Genomic DNA, 18,743 nt, shown 5'->3' with positions numbered 1-18,743 from the left:
GACAAAGGAGCGACCCCTTCGTGACGAGCCCGGAAGTGCATACCCCCGGAGTCCACCCCGCACCACCATCCGCAGCCCCCGCAGCCGTCATCGTGCTGGCCGCGGGCGCCGGGACGCGGATGAAGTCCCGCACCCCCAAGATCCTGCACCCCGTCGGCGGTACGCCCATGATCGGGCACGCGGTCGCGGCCGCCGAGGCGCTTTCACCCCGGGAACTCGCCGTGGTCGTCCGCCACGAGCGGGACCTCGTCGCTCCCGCGGTCAGCGCCCTGTCGCCCGCCGTGCGGATCGTCGACCAGGACGAGGTGCCCGGCACCGGGCGGGCCGTGCAGGTGGCCCTGGAGGCACTCGACGCCGCGGCTCCGCTGGAAGGCACTGTGGTCGTCACCTACGGCGACGTGCCGCTGCTCGAGGCCGAAACCCTGCGCCGCCTGGTTCAGGAGCATCAGGCCGGCGGCAACGCCGTCACCGTCCTGACCGCCGTCGTTCCCGACCCCACTGGATACGGCCGCATCATCCGCGGAGCCGACGGATCCGTGGAGCGCATTGTCGAGCACAAGGACGCCGACGACGCCCAGCGCGCCGTCAACGAGGTCAATTCCGGCATCTACGCCTTCGACGCGGACGTGCTGCGCCGTGCGCTGGCCCGCGTCACCACCGACAACGCCCAGGGCGAGATGTACCTGACCGACGTCCTGGGCCTGGCCCGGGCCGACGGCGGCCGCGTCGCCGCCTGCACCGTGGCCGACTACTGGCAGGTCGAAGGCGCCAACGACCGTGTCCAGCTCGCCGCGCTCGGCGCCGAACACAACCGGCGCAACCTGCGCCGCTGGATGGTTGCCGGCGTCACCGTCGTCGACCCGGCGACCACCTGGATCGACTCCACGGTCGAGCTGGCGGAGGATGTCACCGTCCTGCCCGGCACCCAGCTGCATGGACGCACCGTCATTGCCCGCGACGCCGTCATCGGCCCGGATACCACGCTCACCGACGTGGTCGTCGGCGAAGGCGCCAAAGTGGTGCGCACCCACGGCTCCTCAGCGCACATCGGCGCACGGGCCGACGTCGGCCCGTTCGCCTTCCTCCGCCCCGGCACCGTGCTGGGGGAGAAGGGCAAAATCGGTACGTTCGTCGAGACCAAGAACGCCAACATCGGCGCCGGCTCGAAGGTCCCGCATCTGTCCTACGTCGGCGACGCCACCATCGGTGAGCGCTCCAACATCGGTGCCGCGTCCGTTTTCGTCAACTACGACGGTGTGAACAAGCACCACACGGTGATTGGCTCCGATGTCCGCATGGGCTCCGACAACATGTACGTGGCCCCGGTGACTGTGGGCGACGGCGCCTACTCCGGAGCGGGCACCGTGATCCGCAAGGATGTCCCCGCCGGCGCATTGGCCATCAACGTGGCCCCGCAGCGCAACCTGGACGGCTGGGTTGGGGCCAACCGTCCCGGAACCGCCGCCGCCGAGGCCGCGGCCCGGGCACAAGCTTCCTCTCCCGCAACCGAACCCTCCACGCAAGAAAGCGAATCCAAATGAGCAGCGAAATCACCTCCCAGGGTGAAAAGAAGCTTGTCCTGGCCACTGGCCGGGCCCACCCGGAGCTGGCGGAGGAAATCGCCCGCTGCCTGGATACGGACCTGCTGCCGCTCGCGGCCTACGACTTCGCCAACGGTGAGATCTACGTCCGTCCGGGAGAGAGCGTCCGCGGGACCGACGCGTTCGTGATCCAGTCCCACCCGGCGCCGCTGAACAACTGGCTGATGGAGCAGCTCATCACCATTGATGCCCTGAAGCGGGCCTCCGCCCAGCGCATCACGGTGGTCTCCCCGTTCTACCCGTATGCCCGGCAGGACAAGAAGGGCCGCGGCCGCGAGCCGATCAGCGCCCGCCTGGTCGCCGACCTGTACAAGACGGCCGGCGCCGACCGGCTGATGAGTGTCGACCTGCACACCGCGCAGATCCAGGGCTTCTTCGACGGCCCGGTCGACCACCTGATGGCCATCCCGCTGCTGGCCGACTACATCCGCACCCGGGTGGATGTCTCCAACGTCACCGTGGTTTCCCCGGATACCGGACGCGTCCGGGTCGCCGAGCAGTGGGCCGAGCGCCTGGGCGGCGCCCCGCTCGCGTTCGTGCACAAGAGCCGGGACCTCACCGTGCCGAACCAGGCTGTCTCCAAGCAGGTCGTGGGCCAGGTCGAGGGCCGGACCTGTGTGCTGATCGACGACATGATCGACACCGGCGGCACCATCGCGGGTGCCGTGCGGGTACTGAAGGAAGCCGGCGCGAAGGACGTCATCATCGCGGCCACGCACGCCGTGTTCTCCGACCCCGCCGCCCGCACGCTGGCCGAGTCCGGCGCACGGGAAGTGGTGGTCACCAACACGCTGCCCATTCCGGCGGCCAAGCGGTTCGATCAGCTCACCGTGCTGTCCATCGCGCCGCTGATCGCGCGGGCCATCCGTGAGGTCTTTGAAGACGGGTCCGTGACCAGCCTCTTCGACGGCAAGGCGTAGCACGTACGCTCCGGGGGCGGCGCCGCAAGGTCCTCCGGAGCCGGAGCCGGAGCCGGAGCCGGCGGCGCAGGGCGGGGTCCTGATGATCATCAGGACCCCGCCCTCTGCTGTAGTATGGATGGCGATGCCTAGGCGAGGGAGCCGTCCGCACTGCGGACGGACTCCGTTATCGACGGTGGCCGGATCTCCACAGCTGTGCCTGCACTGCAGGCCGTGGCGCTCCGCGGTCCCCGCCCGGGCGACCCGGAACACCCACCATCAGGAGAACCCCATGTCCGAGCAGAAGCTCGCCGCCACCGCCCGCACCGAATTCGGCAAGGGCGCCGCCCGCAAGGCACGCGTCGCCGGCAAGATCCCCGCCGTCATCTACGGTCACGGCGCCGACGTCATGCACATCCTGCTGCCGGCCCGCGAGACCACGCTCGCCGTCCGCACCCCCAACGCCCTGCTGTCCATCGACGTCGACGGCGAGGCCCACCTGGCCCTGGCCAAGGACATCCAGCGCGACCCGATCAAGCAGATCATCGAGCACATCGACCTGCTGACCGTCCGCAAGGGTGAAAAGGTCGAGGTCGAGGTTGCTGTCCACCTCGACGGCGAGCCCGCCCCCGGCGTGGTCGTGACCCAGGAGGCCGTCACCATGCTGCTCTCCGCCGACGCCACCAACCTCCCCGAGGTCGTCACCGTGTCCATCGAAGGCCGCGGCGCGGGCGAGCATGTCTACGCCTCCGACGTCCAGCTGCCGGCCGGCGTCGAGCTGATCCTCGACCCCGAGACCATGGTCGCCAACCTCTCCCTCCCGGCTGCAGCCTCCGCCAACGAGACCCCCGAGGGTGACGTTGTCGCAGAGAACGCCGAGTAACCTCACCGCGTGAACAGCAACACCTGGCTCGTAGCCGGGCTCGGAAACCCCGGGCCCGGCTACGCGCGCAACCGCCACAATGTCGGCCAGATGGTTCTGGACGAGCTGGCCGGGCGAATGGGCGGCAGCTTCAAGACCCACAAGGCCCGCGCCTCGGTGCTTGAAGGACGGCTCTTCCCGGGCGGGCCCAGGCTGGTCCTGGCCAAACCGTCCACCTACATGAACCTCTCCGGCGGCCCGGTCTCGGCCCTCGCCCGGTTCTACGACATTCCGGCGGAACAGGTCATCGCCGTCCACGACGAAATCGACATCCCGTTTGCCGCCCTGCGGCTTAAGCGCGGCGGCGGCGAAGGCGGCCACAACGGCCTGCGCGACATCAGCAAGGCCCTGGGTACCAAGGACTATCTGCGGGTCCGTGTGGGCGTGGGACGCCCGCCGGGCCGAATGGACACCGCGGACTACGTGCTCAAGGATTTCGGCACCGTCGAGTCCCGCGAGCTGCCCTTCCTGATCTCGGATGCGGCCGACGCCGTCGACCTGCTGATCCGCGAAGGCCTCACCGCCGCCCAGCAGAAGGTTCACGCCCAGTCCTCCGGAGGCTGATCCCCGGGGGCCGGTCCCGCCCCTTCCCAGCGGCCGGCGGACCCCTCATCCCGCGCCGGGCGGCTGCCGACAGGGACAAGACCTGCGATGAACGGGTATGCCGCCAACAATTTCGGGTAGTTCTCCCGTGCACCTGTTCCCCCCGGGACCCGTTGTTGTGCCCCGGGCACCGTCCTACCATTTAAGGAGCCCCACAAGGTTCAGCACCACGGGCTCCGAAGACGGGGCCGGCGCCGGGAGGCCTCCGAGACTGGGCCACCCCCATCCCGGCGTCGGTCCCTTTTCTTTGCCTTGGCCCGGTCGGGCTTCTTCGGCCTCGGCGCGGAGCCGCCGAGGCGCCCTGCAGGGCTGGAACGGCGGATTCCGGCTCGTGACGGCGGACAGATTTTTTGGTGGACGGCTTGCGGGCCAGCGCGTACTCTCAACCCAGCGGCGCTTCCGCAGCCAGCTGGAAGCCCCGCTGCGGCGAGCCGCACAGGGGGATAGATATGGAAATCGGATCCGAGCCGGGCGCTGCCCAGCTCATCGGGCGGGCTGAGGAGTATCGGGAGCTCATCGACGCCGTGGCCGGCGGCAGACTGGGCGCCGTCGTGGTCGGTGCTTCCGGGGTGGGCAAGACCGTCCTGGTCCGGGCGGCGTGCAATGAGCTGGCCGGCCGCTACTGCTATTTCCACCTCCGCGGCAGCATCGTTTCGGCCAAGACACCGTTCGGCGCGCTGGGCTGGCTGCTCAGCGAGCTGCCCGAAGGGCAGGGCCTGAGTCCCGTGCTCCTGTTGCCGCGTCTGCATGCCCATCTGACGCGCCGTGCGGGAGGACGGACTCCGCTGCTCGTGGTCGACAATGCCGACCTGTTGGACCGCTCCTCGGTGTCGGTCATCAGCCAGCTGGTGCGTGCCTTCGGCATTCCGATGCTGGCCACCGCGGAGGGCATGACCGGGCAACTGGCCGAGTTCACTTCCTTATGGTCCGATGGGCTGCTGGCCCGGATCGACCTGGAACCGCTGACGAGGGGGCAGACCGCGCAGCTGATGGAGCAGCTGCTGGAGGGGCGGGTGTCGGCCCGGGCGTCGGCGAGCATGTGGAGCGAGTCAGGCGGGAACCCGCACTACGTCACACTGCTGACCCGTGAACAGCGGGACGCCGGCACCCTGGTGCGCCGTGACGGAACGTGGGTGCTCGCCGCCCCGTACGTGCATACAGGCGAGATCGCCGAGCTTATGGCTGCACGCCTGCGGCGCATGACCCCGGGGGAACGCAAGCTGGTGGAAGTCCTCGCGCTTATGGTCGTCCTGCCGCTGGACACCGTGCTGCGGTTGGTGCCGGGCGAGGCTGTTGAGGCAATGGAGGAACGGCGGACCATAGAGATCACCGCGACCCGGGCACCTGTCGTCCGCATCAGCATTGCCGCCTCCGGCGCCCTGGTGGCTGCGGCGGTCCCCGCCGGGCGCAGCCGCGAACTGTGGGAGGAAGTGTCCGCACTTGTCAGCCCGGAAGAGCTTGAACCCGCTGCCGTAGCCGCCTACGCCGCCTGGACCCTGCGCTGCGGCAGCTCCCTGGAGCCGGCCCTGGCCCTGGCGGCGGCGCGGCTGGAGAACGCCTCGGGTAATTCCGCGGCCGCGCTGCGGTACGTCCGCTGCGTCCAGCCTGCCGCGCAGACCAGGGACACGGTGGTGGAGGAGGTCGAGGCGCTCACCCAGATGGGCAGGATCGTCGAAGCCTCCAACGCCCTGGCAGGGTATCTTTCCCGTCCCAAACCACAGGACCCGGCGGACCGGGACTGCCCCAGCAGCCGGCTTGACCTGGTGCTTCTGCAGGTCCGCCTGGAGCTGGCCACCGGCGACCCCGCACGTGCGGCCGCCATCCTGGAATCAGCTGCCATGGACCTGGACAGCGACGACGCCGTCCGGCCCGCGGGAGACCCTTCCTGGCATTCTGCCGCGGCGGGCCGGACCCGGATCCAACTGGCCCGTGCGTCCCTCGCGCTGGATACCGGGGCCGGCCGCGACGCCGACCCGGCGCAGCTGGAGGTCCTCGCGAAGGACAACAGCAACGCGCTGCCGGCCCGTGCAACGGCATTCGCCCTCCGCGGAGCAATCCTCGCCTCCCAGGGCGACGCCACCGGAGCCATGGCGGCCGTGTCCGCCGGCCAGGCGCTGCTGAGCGACCAGATGCCGGCCGCCGGTCAGGACGAGGTTTACCGGCGTCTGTTCGAGGCGTGCGTGCTCAGCGGAGATCTCTGCGCCGCCGCCGAGCTGTCGTGGGACCGGCTCGCGCTGCCCCCGCAACCGGCCACGTTCCGCGGCAGCGCCGGGGAGATGGCCCGCGGCCTGGCGGCGGTGCTCGGCGGGCGGGCCGACGACGCCGTCGATCTTCTGGCAGCCGCCGTCAGCCAGCTGCGCCACCGGGATCCGGACAACCAGCTGCCGCTGGCACAGGCGGGCCTGGCCTGCGCCCATGCCCAACAGGGTAACGTCCCGCGTGCCCGGACCCTCGCCGGCGAGGTGGCGGTCTCCAAGTACCACCGAGGCTGGCTGATGGAACAGCTTCATCTGTTGTTGCTGCTGCAGGCGGAGCTCGCCGGCACGGAGGAACCTGTAACGGACCAGCTGCTGGCTGCTGCCCGTCACGCCCGTGAGCGCGGCCAGCCCGCCATGGCCCTCCTGCAGCTGGCCGCGGCCGCCGAATCCGGGCGCGACGACGTGCTGCAGGAAATCGTCGTCCTCGCCGCAGAGGCGACCGGCCCGTGGGCAGCTGCGCTGGCGGGCTATGCCTCAGGCCGGCTCAGCGGCAACGCGGCGGACCTCATGGCCTCCGCACGGACCGCGCTGGAGCTGCATCAGTACCTGCTCGCCCTTCACGCGGCCCGGGCAGCCGGGCAGGCGGCGCCCGGTCCCCGCAGCCTGACAGCGCAGGAGGCACGGAGCCTCGAAAGCGCGGCCCGCCGGGCCCTGCGGCACCGGAACCGGATGGAACACCGCCTGGCCCGCCTTACTGACTTTGAACGGGACCTGGCCCGCCGGGCGGCAGGCGCCCTGAGCCGGCAGGAGATCAGCGCGGCCCTGAACCTGTCACCCCGCACCGTGGACTGGCACCTCGGCAAGCTCTTCGCGAAGCTCGGTGTTTCAGGCCGGGCTGAGCTGCGCGAACAGATGGATCCGGGGGCCGGAGGACAGGATGGTTGAGGGCGCCGCTGCTGGACGGCTGGTTGGGCGGGAGCGGGAACTCGCCGCGTTGGCCGGGGAACTGACGCGGCCGGGCAGCAGGGGAGCCCTCATTGTGGGTGAAGGGGGCGTGGGCAAGACTGCGCTCTCCAATGCCCTGCTGACCCAGCTGGAGGACAGACTCTCGATCTTCCGTGTCCACGCCTCATCGGCGCTGACCAACATCCCGTACGGGGCCCTTGCGCCGCTGCTCCCGACGCTGGCGAATTCCGATGCGGATTCGCCGCTTGGGGTGATGCGCGCCCTGCTGGAGCAACTGGACCTCGACCGCGAGGCATTGGACGCCCTGCCCCGCACCCTGGTAGTGGTGGACGACGCCCATCTCCTTGACGAGCCCGGCGCCGACCTCCTGTCCCAGCTCGCCTCCTCCGGGCGGATCCGCCTGCTCCTGCTGGCGCGGTCCATTCAGCAGCTGCCGGCCGGACTGCCCGCCCAGGTCTGGGACGGGCTGCTGGCGCGCTTCAGGCTGCAGCCGCTGACACCAAACCAGGTCCACGAGGTCTGCGAACGCGTTCTGGGCGGCCCCCTCCTGTACACGAGCGGGATCGAGCTCGCCGCCCTCAGCGGCGGTAACCCGATGTTTGTACTGGCCCTGGTCGAGGAAGGGCAACGGGCAGGGGGACTCCGGAACCTTAACGGGGTGTGGCTGATGGAGCAGCGGACGCTGCCGTCCGAGGGGCGGCTCGGTGACCTGCTTCGGGCCCAGCTGGCAGGATTGACGCCGCTGGAACGGGAAGCCTTCGAGCTGGTCGTCCTGGCGGATCCGCTTCCGCTGACCGCAGCATTCCGGATGGGCCTGCACCGGGCGGTTGACGTGCTGGTGGAAGCCGAGCTGGTCACCTTGACGGAGGACAATCCCCGGCTCCTGTGCCCGCGCTATCCGCTGCACGCCGAGGTGGTCAGGCGAATGGTGCCGGCGGCACGCAGCACACGGCTGCGCAGGGGACTGCTGGCGGCGGCTCCCGAAACGGCCACAGGGAGGCAGCAGACACTGCGGCAGGTCTCGTGGGCTCTTGACTGCGGTCAAGAGGTCGCGCCTGCCCAGCTGTTGCGGGCGGCGCGGCTCGCCAACGACGGATTCCAACCCGATCTGGCTGCGCGGGCCGCTGCCGGTATCGACGACCCGGCCCTGCTGATTCCGGCACGCGTAGAGAAGGCCCGGGCACGCCTGCAGGAGGGAGAGACTGTCCGGGCGTTGGAGCTGCTGGGGGACGCCGTCGAAGAGGCGCCGGACCACCTGACCCTGCGCAACGCGGTCATTGCCGAGGCGACCATGCGGTTGCCTGGACAGGAATCCTCCAACCAATTGGCGGAGCTGTGTGGCCGCTGGGCGGCGGCGATCGACCGGCTGGAACCGAACAGCAGGCGGTCCGATACGGCCTCCGCCCGGCGCGGCGCCAAGCTGCTCGCCTGCCTGGCCCGGTTGGACGCCCCCGCTGCGTCGGCCCTCGAGCCCGAGCTTGAGGTGCTGCTGGCAGAGGCGCGGACAGCCGGCGATTCCGAATCGGTGCTGATCGCCCACGCCATCCTGGCCGACCTGCATGTCCTGTCCGGGCGGCCGGAAACGGCGCTGCAGCCTGCCAGGGAGGCATTTCTCGCAGTGCAGGGAAACGACGGGCGCTTCCAGAGCTATTACCTGTTCATCCTTCACCGGTACCTTGCCGTGCTGCTGTGGCTGGACCGATGGGAGGAACTGGAGGACGTGCTGGAGCAGGATGGGACCCTCGCCCTGCGGGGGCAGCTGCAGCTGGGTGGGACCGCGGACTTTTGCCTGGCGGTGAGGAGTGCCCGGCAGGGAGACTCCGCGGGTGCCCTGAAACGGCTGCGCGTCGCTGTGGCCGGATTTCGGCGACGTGATCCGGAAGGGCTGCTGACGCTGGCGCTGGGATTCGCGGCCATCCAGGCTGCCCAGCAGGAGGAGGCGGAGTGCGCGGCGGAGGTCGCCGCGCTGCTGGCCGCGCGGCCGCCGCGCGGGCCGCTGCAGTACAGGCTGATCTGCCGGGGGTATGTTGCGGCTGCGCGGGCATTGTCAGCCGGCGACAGGGACCTTGCGGGCCTCCATGCCGCGGCGGAAGAGGCCTCGGCTGCCGGACAGACCGCGGCTGAATTCGATCTGCGCAGCATGGCCGTCCGGTTGGGGGACCTGTCGAACATCGGAACCCTGCTGAAACTCGCGGAGGAATGCGAGGGCCCCCAGGCCGTGCAGATGCGCCGCTTCGCGCGTGCCGTGGTGGACCAGGACATCGACGAGCTTCTCCGAATGGTCCCTGAGGATCACCCTCCGAGGCCGTTCACGGGAGTGGAACGGCAGTGTCTTGAGGAAGCGCTGCGGCTGGCCAGGCGCAGCGGAGACCGGACACTCAGCCATCGGATCCAGCGAAGGATCGCCCGCGGAACGCCGTCCCCGCGGACAGGTGTTTCCTCCACCCTGACCCGGCGGGAACGTGACGTCGCCGCCCTGGCGGCCCAGGGAGTCCGGAATGCGGAGATCGCTGCCCGCCTTCTCCTGTCCGTTCGGACGGTGGAGGGGCATATCTACCGCACCTTCGAGAAGCTGGGGATCAGCCGGCGGGAGGACCTGCGGGAGGCCCTCGACCGGCTGGAGAGCGGAACCGGGGCAGGCGAGGCGCGGGGGAGCTGACCCCACGTCGGCTGCACCGTATGTCCACTCATTGGCCGGGTCCTTTGCCGGTGGAGGCAGACGGGTATTCGATCCTTTCGACCACAGTAATTCCCGCACGTGACCAGGGGTGCTACTTGCCGTGGCCCCGCCCAAGACCAGTAGGGCTACTGGAGCCGCCGCACCGGCCGCCGCTGTACCCTTCCATCGGTGCCGGGGGGCGCCTGAGCGGTGATGGTCTCTTGAATCAAGGAACGCAATGTCCTATACGCGCCGGGTCACCGGGCAGCCCGCCAAGACCACCTGATGAATACGCAATCCCTCCTGTCGCGCGCGCCGGGCCCGGCAAGCGGCTGGCAGCAGCGCCCCGGGGCAACGGGGCTGATCGACCGTGCGGAAGCCACCGGGCGTACTGCACGTGCCCTTGACGTCGGCGGGGCGGTTCTGCTGGGACCGCCCGGCATCGGAAAGACCGCCGTGATGCGTGCGGTGGCGGAACAGACGGCCGGCTCCTGCTTCGTATGGGTGCGGGGCAGCGAAACCTCGGCCCGCACTCCATACGGCGCCCTGGCCTGGCTGCTGTCGGATCTGCCGCGGGATACCGTCGACAACCCCGTCCTCGTACTGCGTGGTCTGAAGGAGCTCCTGACGGCGCGGGCTGCCGGCCGTCGGCCGGTCCTCGTGCTTGATAACGCCGACCGGCTTGATGACCTGGCCGTCATGGTTGCCACCCAGCTGTGCCGCCAGGGCGTGGTCGCGCTCCTGGTGGCCGCACCCGACCTTTCCGCCTGCGCCCCCGAACTCGCCCGGCTATGGTCCGACGGGCTGCTGCAGCGCATTGACCTCGGCCCGCTGAGCCGCACCTCACTGGGGATCCTCATGCACCGGGTTGCCGGTGCGCCGCCCACCGCCGAGGCTTTGGAGAACGTCTGGCGATACACGGGTGGGAATCCGTTGGCTGCTGAACTCACCACGCGCGACCAGCTGGCGGCCGGCAGGTTCCGGCTCCAGGCCGGCTACTGCGCCGTGGCCGGTCGGCTCTCCCTTGCCGGCGAGCTGGCTGAACGCGTGGAAGTCGGCCTGCGTCGGCTCACTGCCGCCCAGCGCGATGCGCTGGATCTGCTGGCGTTGTGCTCCGAGCTTCCGGTCCCGCTGTTTGCGGCACTGGCCGGCCCTGACACCGTCGACGGCTTGGAGGAGCTCGGACTGCTGGCCGTCAGGACCGGCGGAGCGGTGACTGCCAGGCTGCGGTCGGCGACAGCCGCGAAGGTCCTGCCGGCAGTCGTACCGCTCGGCCGCCGGCTGGACCTGCTGGAGACCTACGGGCGCCGCCTCAATTTGTCCCAGGCATCTGATGCGGCCTGTTTGGCGGCGGGCCAGTGGCTGGCCTCCTGCGGACACACTCTGAGGGGAAAGGAGCTCGTGCGTGCGCTGCGCGGCGGCCGCCGTCAAGGCGATTACGCCGCGGTGGAACTGATGGCCGACGCGGCCGGCCCAACACTCCATCCGCGGGCCACGATCGAGCTGGCTGCGGCGCGGCTGCAGTACCGTCCGGAGCGCGCGCTGGAAGTGCTCATCCCCGATACCGACTCACCCGAGCGGACCTGCCTCGAACTCATCCATGTCCTGGCGGCCGCGGTGCAGGCGAGCTCGGATGCCGGTGCCCTCTCAGTCCGGGAGGCCGAGGACAGCGGCCGCGCTGAGCAAGCCATGAGGCAGGCGAAGACGGAACTTGTTGCCCGCCTTGAGGCCCTGGACAGCGGTGACGGCTCAGCCAGCCGTTCGGTCCTGCACGGCGTCCTGCAGCCGGCCAGGCTTGAGGTACTGCACCGCCTGGGACACTGGGAACCTGCCCCTTCGGGGCTGGCCGGATCGACCGCGGACACCGCCGCGTTCCGGGACCGGCTTGCCGCGGGTGCAGCGGCGGCCCGCAGTCTGGCGGTTCAGGGCGCGGCGGACGAGGCGGCAGCCTTGGCCGAGCATCTTCTGGGTGAAATCGGCAGCGGGGCGGCGGAGGACACGGACCTGATGGACCTGGAAGCGGCCTTCCTTGAGCTTCAGCTCGTCCTGCTGCTGGCGGGCCGGCCGGCCGTCGTGCTGCGGATCTGCCGGCAGGCGGCCTGCCGCAGCCCGGGCGAGCCCTCCCACCCCGGCAGCGCCCTCTGGGAGGTCCCGGCCGGGCTGGCGCATCTGCTCGCCGGCCGGGCGGACGCCGCCGGAAGGGTGCTGGAGCCCGCGCTTGCCCAACTCGCGACCATGGACCGTCATGGACTGTACCGGTTGGCCGCGGCGGGTGCAGGAGCGGCGCGCGTCGAAGACGCTTCCGCCGACGGACTGCCGGCATGGCCCCGTCCGGCCGCCCAACGGCACCGTGCGCGCTCACCCGTTCTGGCCGCGGTCCTGACCGAACATTTCGGTACGGCGGCCGGCCGCGGACCGGCCGCCGCGCCCCGCCTGCACCGGCTGGGGCTGCGCAACCTTGCCGCCGGCAACGTAGGAGCGGCGCTGTTAAACCTCTCCGCCGCCGTAGTTGATGGCCGGACGGCAGCCGTGGAAGACCTGGCGAGGGCAGCGCGATCGGCGAAGGGCCAGGCCGCGATCCTCCACGATGCACTCAGCGCCGGGCTCTCACGCAACGACGCGCAGGCCCTGGCCCAGGTCGCCCGCACGGCGCTGGCCGCCGGGCAGGCACGTCTGGCGTACTTTGCCGCCTCCGCAGCGCAGCAGGCGGCGTCGGCCAGCGGCGAGAAGCGGCTCTCCCGGAACCTCCGGCAGCTGGAGAACCAGGCTTACCGCCTGCTCGCGGACGCCAACCGGGTTGAAGAGGGAATTAAACGGCTGCCCGACTTTGACCGGACGCTGTTGCTCCGGGCGGCGGAAGGCGAATCAAGTTCGGTTCTGGGCCGCGACCTGCACCTGTCGCCCCGGACCGTGGACTGGCATCTGGGCCGGATGTTCCGAACCCTTCGCGTGTCGGGCCGGGGGGAGCTGCGGGAGATTCTCGCGCAGGCAGGTTCCAGCGAGTGGGTGGTGCCTTCCACCGTCCCCTGACCCAGGTAGCCAACCACGCGTTCGTACCGGCGGAACCGGGGCTGCGAGTAGCAATCCGAGTAGCTCATTGCTTCCTTCGGATGGCGGGGCTAAGTAATTGAAGGCCAAGGGCTGGTGTCTCCTACTCACGACGACACTTCTTGTTCTTTTTTACTCTCCAGTCACTTGCTGCTCCGGCTCAGAGGGGACGGCAGGCAGCTCAGCCGACATCGAAGAGAATAGACGGGTCTCGACGTGCAGCTTTCCCACCACAACTCTCCGTATCCTCCGGGACCGGCGGCAGGAGCAGCTGGCTCCTCCCGCGGCACCGGCTACCTCCCCTCCGGCGGCACCTCGGCTGCCGCCCCGCCGCCCCGCAGAGACGAACCTCCGGCGGAGGCCCTCGTTCTCGACGGTCGTTCCTGGATTCTTGACCGGATCGATCTCGCACTGCAGTCAGGGCCGGGCCGCGGCTGCCTGTTGGTGGGGGGCCCCGGCATCGGAAAAACCTCGCTGATGCAGCAGGTGCTCCGACGCCGCGAAGATCACTATGTCGTCCAGGTGCGGGGGTCGGAGTTCGCAGGCCGCTCGGCGTTCGGCGCTCTGACCTTCCTGCTCTCAGACCTTGACCCCCAGGCCTCCGCGCATCCCGTGCTGATCCTGCGGGGGCTGAGCAACCTTATCCGTGAGCGGGCCGACGGCCGCCCCGTCCTGCTGGCCGTGGACAACGCCGAAGACCTGGACGAGTTCTCAGCCATGGTCCTCAACCAGCTGGTGCTGGGCAAAGCGGCAGCCATGGTGGCGGCTTTCCGCGACCTGAACCGTGCCCCGGGGGAATTCATGGGGCTGTGGCGCGAAGGACTGATGGACCGGATCGATGTACCGGCCCTCGACGCAGCTGACGCCGCTGCCCTGGTCCGGGCGCACCTGGGCGGACCGGTCACGCGGACCGCCGTGCAGCGCCTGCGCAGCGTCAGCGGAAGCAACCCCCTGCTGCTTGGTCTTGCCTGCGCCGATTACCGCGAAGGCGGTTGGCTCCGCCGGGATCAGGGCACCTGGGTCTTCCATCCCACCGGGCCGGAACCGCTGTCCCGTATGGCTGAAGCCGTCTTTGACACCGTCGGAGAGATGGCGGACGACGAGCGCGACCTGCTGCACGCCGTCGCGCTCGCCGGGCTCCTGCGGCTTGCCGATGCTGAAAGCTTCACCCGATCCGAGGCGGTCGACAGGCTGCAGGAACGCGGCCTGCTTGTCCTGGACCCGGCACCCGTCGCGGGGCTGCGGATCGCTGCCCCGGTACTCGCCGGCGCAGTGCTGGCCACCGTCAACACGACAGAGCGACGCCGCCTGCGCCGCGAGCTGGGAGACGCACGGGGAGAGCCGCTCTCCGAAGCACGCTGGCGCCTGAGCATCGACGAGCCGCTGGATGCCGCAGACGCGGCACCTGCGGCGGCCGCTGCGCTGGAGTCCGGCGACCCCGCCGCGGCGGCGGCCCTGGTTCCTGCTGCCGTTCAGTGGAAAGACCATCCCGAATCACTGCTCATGGTTGCCGGCGCGAGGATCGAACTCGGCGACTTTGCGGGCGCGGCACAGGTCCTGCAGCTTGCCGACGGCGTCGACGCCTCGGACGGCACGGCCGTCAGGCTGATCCTGGCGCGCTGCCGGCTGCTGTGCATGGCCTCCACCGGCGCGGCCGACAGCGGCCACCTGGCCGGATGGGGTGAGGACCATGTCCGGGGGCATAAGCTTCTCCTGGACCAGGCGGCAGGCATGGCCTCAGCCGCAGGCGTATCGGAAACGGACCCGGGCCTGGCCCGCGAGGTGCTGCTGGCCCGTGCAACCTGCAACTCGGCCCACGGGCGGTTCGCTGAGAACATCAACCTGCTGTCGGACCTCGCTGAAGCCTACGACCCCGGGTTCCGCCTGACATCCGGATCACTGCTGGTCGAGGCGCTGGGGCTGACCGACCGCCAGGCCGATGCGTTTGAGCGTGCGCGTGAGGTGGAACAGATGCTTCCGCACCGCAGCTGCTCCGTGGGTGCCCGCATCGCCGCCGCGGAGCGGTTGCTCACCACCTATGTGGCAACCGGTGCCTTGGACGCGGCACGGCGGCTGTTGGAGCTGGCAGCAGCGCACGAATTGTCCTCGCCGCTGCTCACGGACCTGGGGGAGGGCCTGCGGCAGGCATGCGCCGGCTCGCCGGAAGATGCGCTGGCTGTGCTGGAGCCGGGGCTGGCCCAGCTCCTGGCCACCGGCCCGGTCTGGCTGATACCTCCGGCGGCGGCCGCAGCGGCTTACAGCTTCGCACTCCTCGGTGACGCCGATCAGGCCAGGCGGTGTCTGCAGCTTCGGGACCGTGGGCGCGACGGCGGGCCCTGGGTGATCCGCCGGACGGCCCGGCACTTCGCTGCTCTTGCCGATGCGGCACTGGGTGCTGAACGGGCGGTGGACCGGCTGCGGAACCTCGCCGATCAGGACGGGCGGCGCGGGGCGGCGGCGTTCGAGATGCTCTCGCGTTTCACCGGGCTGCGGTTGGGGGACCATGAAGCTGTGGAGCAGGTCCTGGGAACCTCCGCCCGGCTGCAGGGAGACTTCGCCCGGTCCTGCGAAACCTATGCCAAGGCGCTGGCGGCGTTCGATGTGCAGCTGCTGCTGGAAGCGGGCCAGATGGGAGCAGCCTGCGGCCACGCACTCTTGGCCCGCGAAGCCTCCGAACGTGCCCTGGCCATGGCGACAGGGTCCGGAGACCGGGCCACCGTGCGGCTGATCCATCAGGCCAGGCGCACCGGGAACAGCCAGGCGGATCCAGCGGAATTCGCGAGCGAGCTGCTGGACGCACTGACCCAGCGGGAACGGACGATTGCCGTGCGGGCCGCGGCCGGTGCAAGCAACAAGGCAATCGCCGAGGAACTGGGCATTTCGGTGCGGACCGTGGAGGGGCACCTGTACCAGGTGTACTCAAAACTGCACGTCGCCAGCAGGCGCGAACTCGCCCGGCTGCTCTCGGAACGCAGCGGAGCGGTGAAGTGACTGCGACGGTGCAGGGATCGTCCCGGGCGGCGGAAGCACGGTCACGTGAGGTCGAGGAAGCCTGTTCCGGCATCCTGAATCCCTCCCAGCGTGGTGCGGTCGTGCTGGGAAAGGAAGGGATGGGCAAGTCCTGCCTGGCCGAACTGACCGTGGTACGGCTGGGCGGGGTTGTGGACCCCGTATGGGTGTACGGCAGCCCGCTGCTCGCCAAGGTTCCCTACGGCGTCCTTGCCCCTTTCCTTGAAGCAGCAGACGCCGGGGACATGGATTCGCCGCTCGCGGTGCTGCGGGCGGTGCGGCGCTGGTTCAGCCGCCGGACGGAAACGGGAAAGCCGCCGGCACTGCTGGTCGTCGACGACGCGCACCACCTCGACGAAGGCAGCACCCACGTGCTGAGCCAGCTGGCTCTCTCCGGGGAAATCCGCCTGCTGGTGCTCGCCAGGGCGGCGGCCCCGGAGGTGCAGGAGCTCATCGCCCTTTCCCGCGACGGGATCCTGGCCCGGGTGGACCTGACACCGCTGGACGGGCCTGCCGTACACGCGCTCTGCGAGGAGCTGTTGGGGGGCCCGGTCCTGCGGGCATCCGGCACGGTGATCGCAACACTGACGGCCGGGAATCCGCTGTATGCAAAGGTGCTGGTGGAGCACCTGCGCACCTCCGGCCACTTTGCCGAGGGCAACGGGGCCTGGTTTTTGCAGGGGCTGCCGGACACCTACGGGAGCCCCCTTGAGGACCTGGTCAAGGGGATGCTGGCCGACCGCCCGCAGGAGCAGCGCGCCGTCCTCGAGGCTGCAGCGCTGGCCGGGCCGCTTCCCAGGACGCTGTTGGCTTCGGCAACGGACGCAGCGGCTCTGCAGTCGCTGCTTCAGGAGGGGCTTCTCGTCTGCGCTCAGGATGGGTCCGAAACCACTGAACTTGGCGTTCCACTTCAGGGCGAAGTGCTCCGGCAGCTGGTACCTCCGGCGAGGAGCGCCCGGACCCATGCGCTGTTCGCGGGGCGACCGGGATATCCCCGGGGCGCCGAGCAGCAGGTCAGGTCCACGCTTTGGGCACTGGAGTGCGGCAGCTGTCCCGACGACGCGACCCTGCTGGAGGCCGCAGCGACCGCGAACCGCCTGGGCCGGCCGCAGGCAGCGATCCGCCTTGCGGCGTCCGTGTCGGCGTCCGAACACCAGCCGGGGGCCCGGGTGGAGATCGCGGCCGCTTACGTGGAGACCGGCGTCTTCGCCCAGGCGCGGGTCCTCCTTGACGGAGTGCTCGAATCCGGGCCCGCCGCGGTAGGGCCGGCCTCTGGACCCGGGCATCTTGAACGCGCCGTGGTGGTGATGGCCCGCCTTCTGCACCGTACCGGAGCATCGGGTGAGGACGTCCGTCGCCTGGCGGGCATCCTGCGGCGGGAAGAAAACCGCATCGCACACCGGGCGGCAGTCGAGGACACGGGGGAGGGACAAGAGGCAGCGTCGCCGGGCCGCGTCCCGGCGGCCGGGGCTGCCTTGATCGAGGCCAGGGCGCTGCTGGCAGAGGGCCGGTACGACGAAGCAGCGGCACGCCTGCGCGAACAGGTGAATGACCCCGGGCAGCGTCCTGTCGACGTCCTGATCGGGAATGGTCTGCTGGCGGAAGCGCTGACAGCCCTCGGCCGGCCGGAGGAAGCCGTCCGCTATTCCTCCGCCGCGTTGCGGGCGCTGGAAGGCGCGTCGTCGGAGCTGGGAGAGTTCTGTACCTTCGCAGTTGTTCGGCATGCCTTCGCCCTGCTCCACCTGGGACGCTATGAGGACCTCGACGAGCTGCTGGCCGAGTGCCGCCTCAGGGGAGGAGCGCACCTGCTGGGCTCGGGGGGCACCCTCGGCGTATTCCAAGGCCTGGCCGAGCTGCATCAGGGACGGCTGCGGGAGGGGCTCGCGCGGCTCCACCCGGCCGTTGAGGCCCTCCGCCGCAACGACCCTGAGCTGCTTCTGCCCTTTGCGCTGGGCGCAGCCGGATACGCCTCCGCCGTCGTCGGGGAATCGATGGCGACAGCCCGGTACGCCAAGGAGGTGGCCGGAACACTCAAGACGGCGCCGATTCACCTGCAGCTCGTCGCCCGGGCCTACGCCGCCGCCGCCGTCGCAGCCAGCGAGGGAGCCGACGCCGAGATTCCCGGTGACCTTCGCGAGGCGGCGGAGCAGGCGAAGACGGCGGGGCTCCGCACCGCCGAAAAGGACATCCTGGAACTCTGCCTGGCCGTGGGGGATCTCAGCCAGGCACGGCGGCTGGCTGATCTCACCTCCGACTACCCGGGGGGAGAGGCACGCGCCCTGCTCGCCTACGCGGAGGCGGTGGCGTCCGGAAACCCGGAACGCATGGTGGCCGCCGCAGATGAAGCTGTCCGGCACCGCAAGTACCTGGTGGCCGTGGAGAGCATCGGCCATGCCATCCGGTTCTACGGCAACCATGGCAACCTGAGGCGACAGCGGGCCCTGATCCAGCAGCTCCGACGCCGCCGTGAGGAGCTGGCGGGAGTGACGGTCTCATACCTCAGCCCTTCACTGCATCTGGTCCGGCTCACCCGCAGGGAACACGAGATCGTGCACCTGCTGCTCGAGGGCGCGGGATCACGGGACATCGCGGGCCATTTCACTCTCTCGCAGCGCACCGTGGAGGGCCATATCTACCGGATCTACGTGAAGCTCGGAATCAGCCGCAGGGCGGACCTCGAGTCTGCGTACCGCGCGTTGGAGCCCGGTCCCCGTGCTCCGGCCACCCCCGGCGGAACGCCACCCTCGGGTAGCTGAGCCCCCGGCACAGAGTGGGAGCCCCCGGCCTGGGCAGGTAAGGCGGCTACGGGCCGCGAAGCCGAAGCCGGAACATGCGTAT

The 18,743-nt window shown here is 70.2% G+C and carries 9 protein-coding genes; all 9 read left to right on the top strand.

The window, feature by feature from the left end; translation table 11 throughout:
• Positions 1–20: 20 nt before the first annotated feature.
• The 9 genes from glmU to AC5RUW_RS09220 all read left to right on the top strand — a co-directional run bounded on the left by glmU (position 21) and on the right by AC5RUW_RS09220 (position 18,661).
• A complete protein-coding gene (gene glmU / locus AC5RUW_RS09260) occupies positions 21–1,541 on the top strand; it encodes a bifunctional UDP-N-acetylglucosamine diphosphorylase/glucosamine-1-phosphate N-acetyltransferase GlmU (protein ID WP_494160433.1) in 1,521 nt (506 codons plus the stop codon).
• Entirely contained in the window at positions 1,538–2,521 is a 984-nt protein-coding gene (locus AC5RUW_RS09255) for a ribose-phosphate diphosphokinase (protein ID WP_494160432.1), read from the top strand. The genes glmU and AC5RUW_RS09255 overlap by 4 nt, the downstream gene beginning before the upstream one ends.
• A 271-nt stretch (positions 2,522–2,792) precedes the next feature.
• Complete coding sequence (locus AC5RUW_RS09250) at positions 2,793–3,383, top strand: 50S ribosomal protein L25/general stress protein Ctc (protein WP_494160431.1); 591 nt, start codon at positions 2,793–2,795, stop codon at positions 3,381–3,383.
• 9 nt (positions 3,384–3,392) lie between these two features.
• A complete protein-coding gene (pth, locus tag AC5RUW_RS09245; protein ID WP_494160430.1) occupies positions 3,393–3,986 on the top strand; it encodes an aminoacyl-tRNA hydrolase in 594 nt (197 codons plus the stop codon).
• 488 nt (positions 3,987–4,474) lie between these two features.
• Complete coding sequence (locus tag AC5RUW_RS09240) at positions 4,475–7,168, top strand: helix-turn-helix transcriptional regulator (RefSeq protein WP_494160429.1); 2,694 nt, start codon at positions 4,475–4,477, stop codon at positions 7,166–7,168.
• Entirely contained in the window at positions 7,161–9,848 is a 2,688-nt protein-coding gene (locus AC5RUW_RS09235) for a helix-turn-helix transcriptional regulator (protein ID WP_494160428.1), read from the top strand. Before AC5RUW_RS09240 ends, AC5RUW_RS09235 begins: the two co-directional genes overlap by 8 nt.
• A gap of 285 nt (positions 9,849–10,133) precedes the next feature.
• Positions 10,134–12,878: an AAA family ATPase gene (locus AC5RUW_RS09230; RefSeq protein ID WP_494160427.1), complete on the top strand. Its 2,745-nt coding sequence runs from the start codon at positions 10,134–10,136 to the stop codon at positions 12,876–12,878.
• Positions 12,879–13,112: 234 nt separating this feature from the next.
• Positions 13,113–15,887 (top strand): helix-turn-helix transcriptional regulator, encoded by a 2,775-nt coding sequence (locus AC5RUW_RS09225; protein ID WP_494160426.1) that lies wholly within the window; start codon positions 13,113–13,115, stop codon positions 15,885–15,887.
• Positions 15,888–16,006: 119 nt separating this feature from the next.
• Positions 16,007–18,661 carry a helix-turn-helix transcriptional regulator gene (locus AC5RUW_RS09220; RefSeq protein WP_494160425.1) on the top strand — a complete coding sequence of 885 codons (2,655 nt, stop codon included), beginning with the start codon at positions 16,007–16,009 and terminating at the stop codon, positions 18,659–18,661.
• Positions 18,662–18,743 lie beyond the last annotated feature (82 nt).

The organism is Arthrobacter sp. Y3222053 (assembly GCF_059092805.1).
The sequence above is the reverse complement of the archived record's forward strand: the minus strand, read 5'-3'. Positions and strand labels throughout refer to the sequence as shown.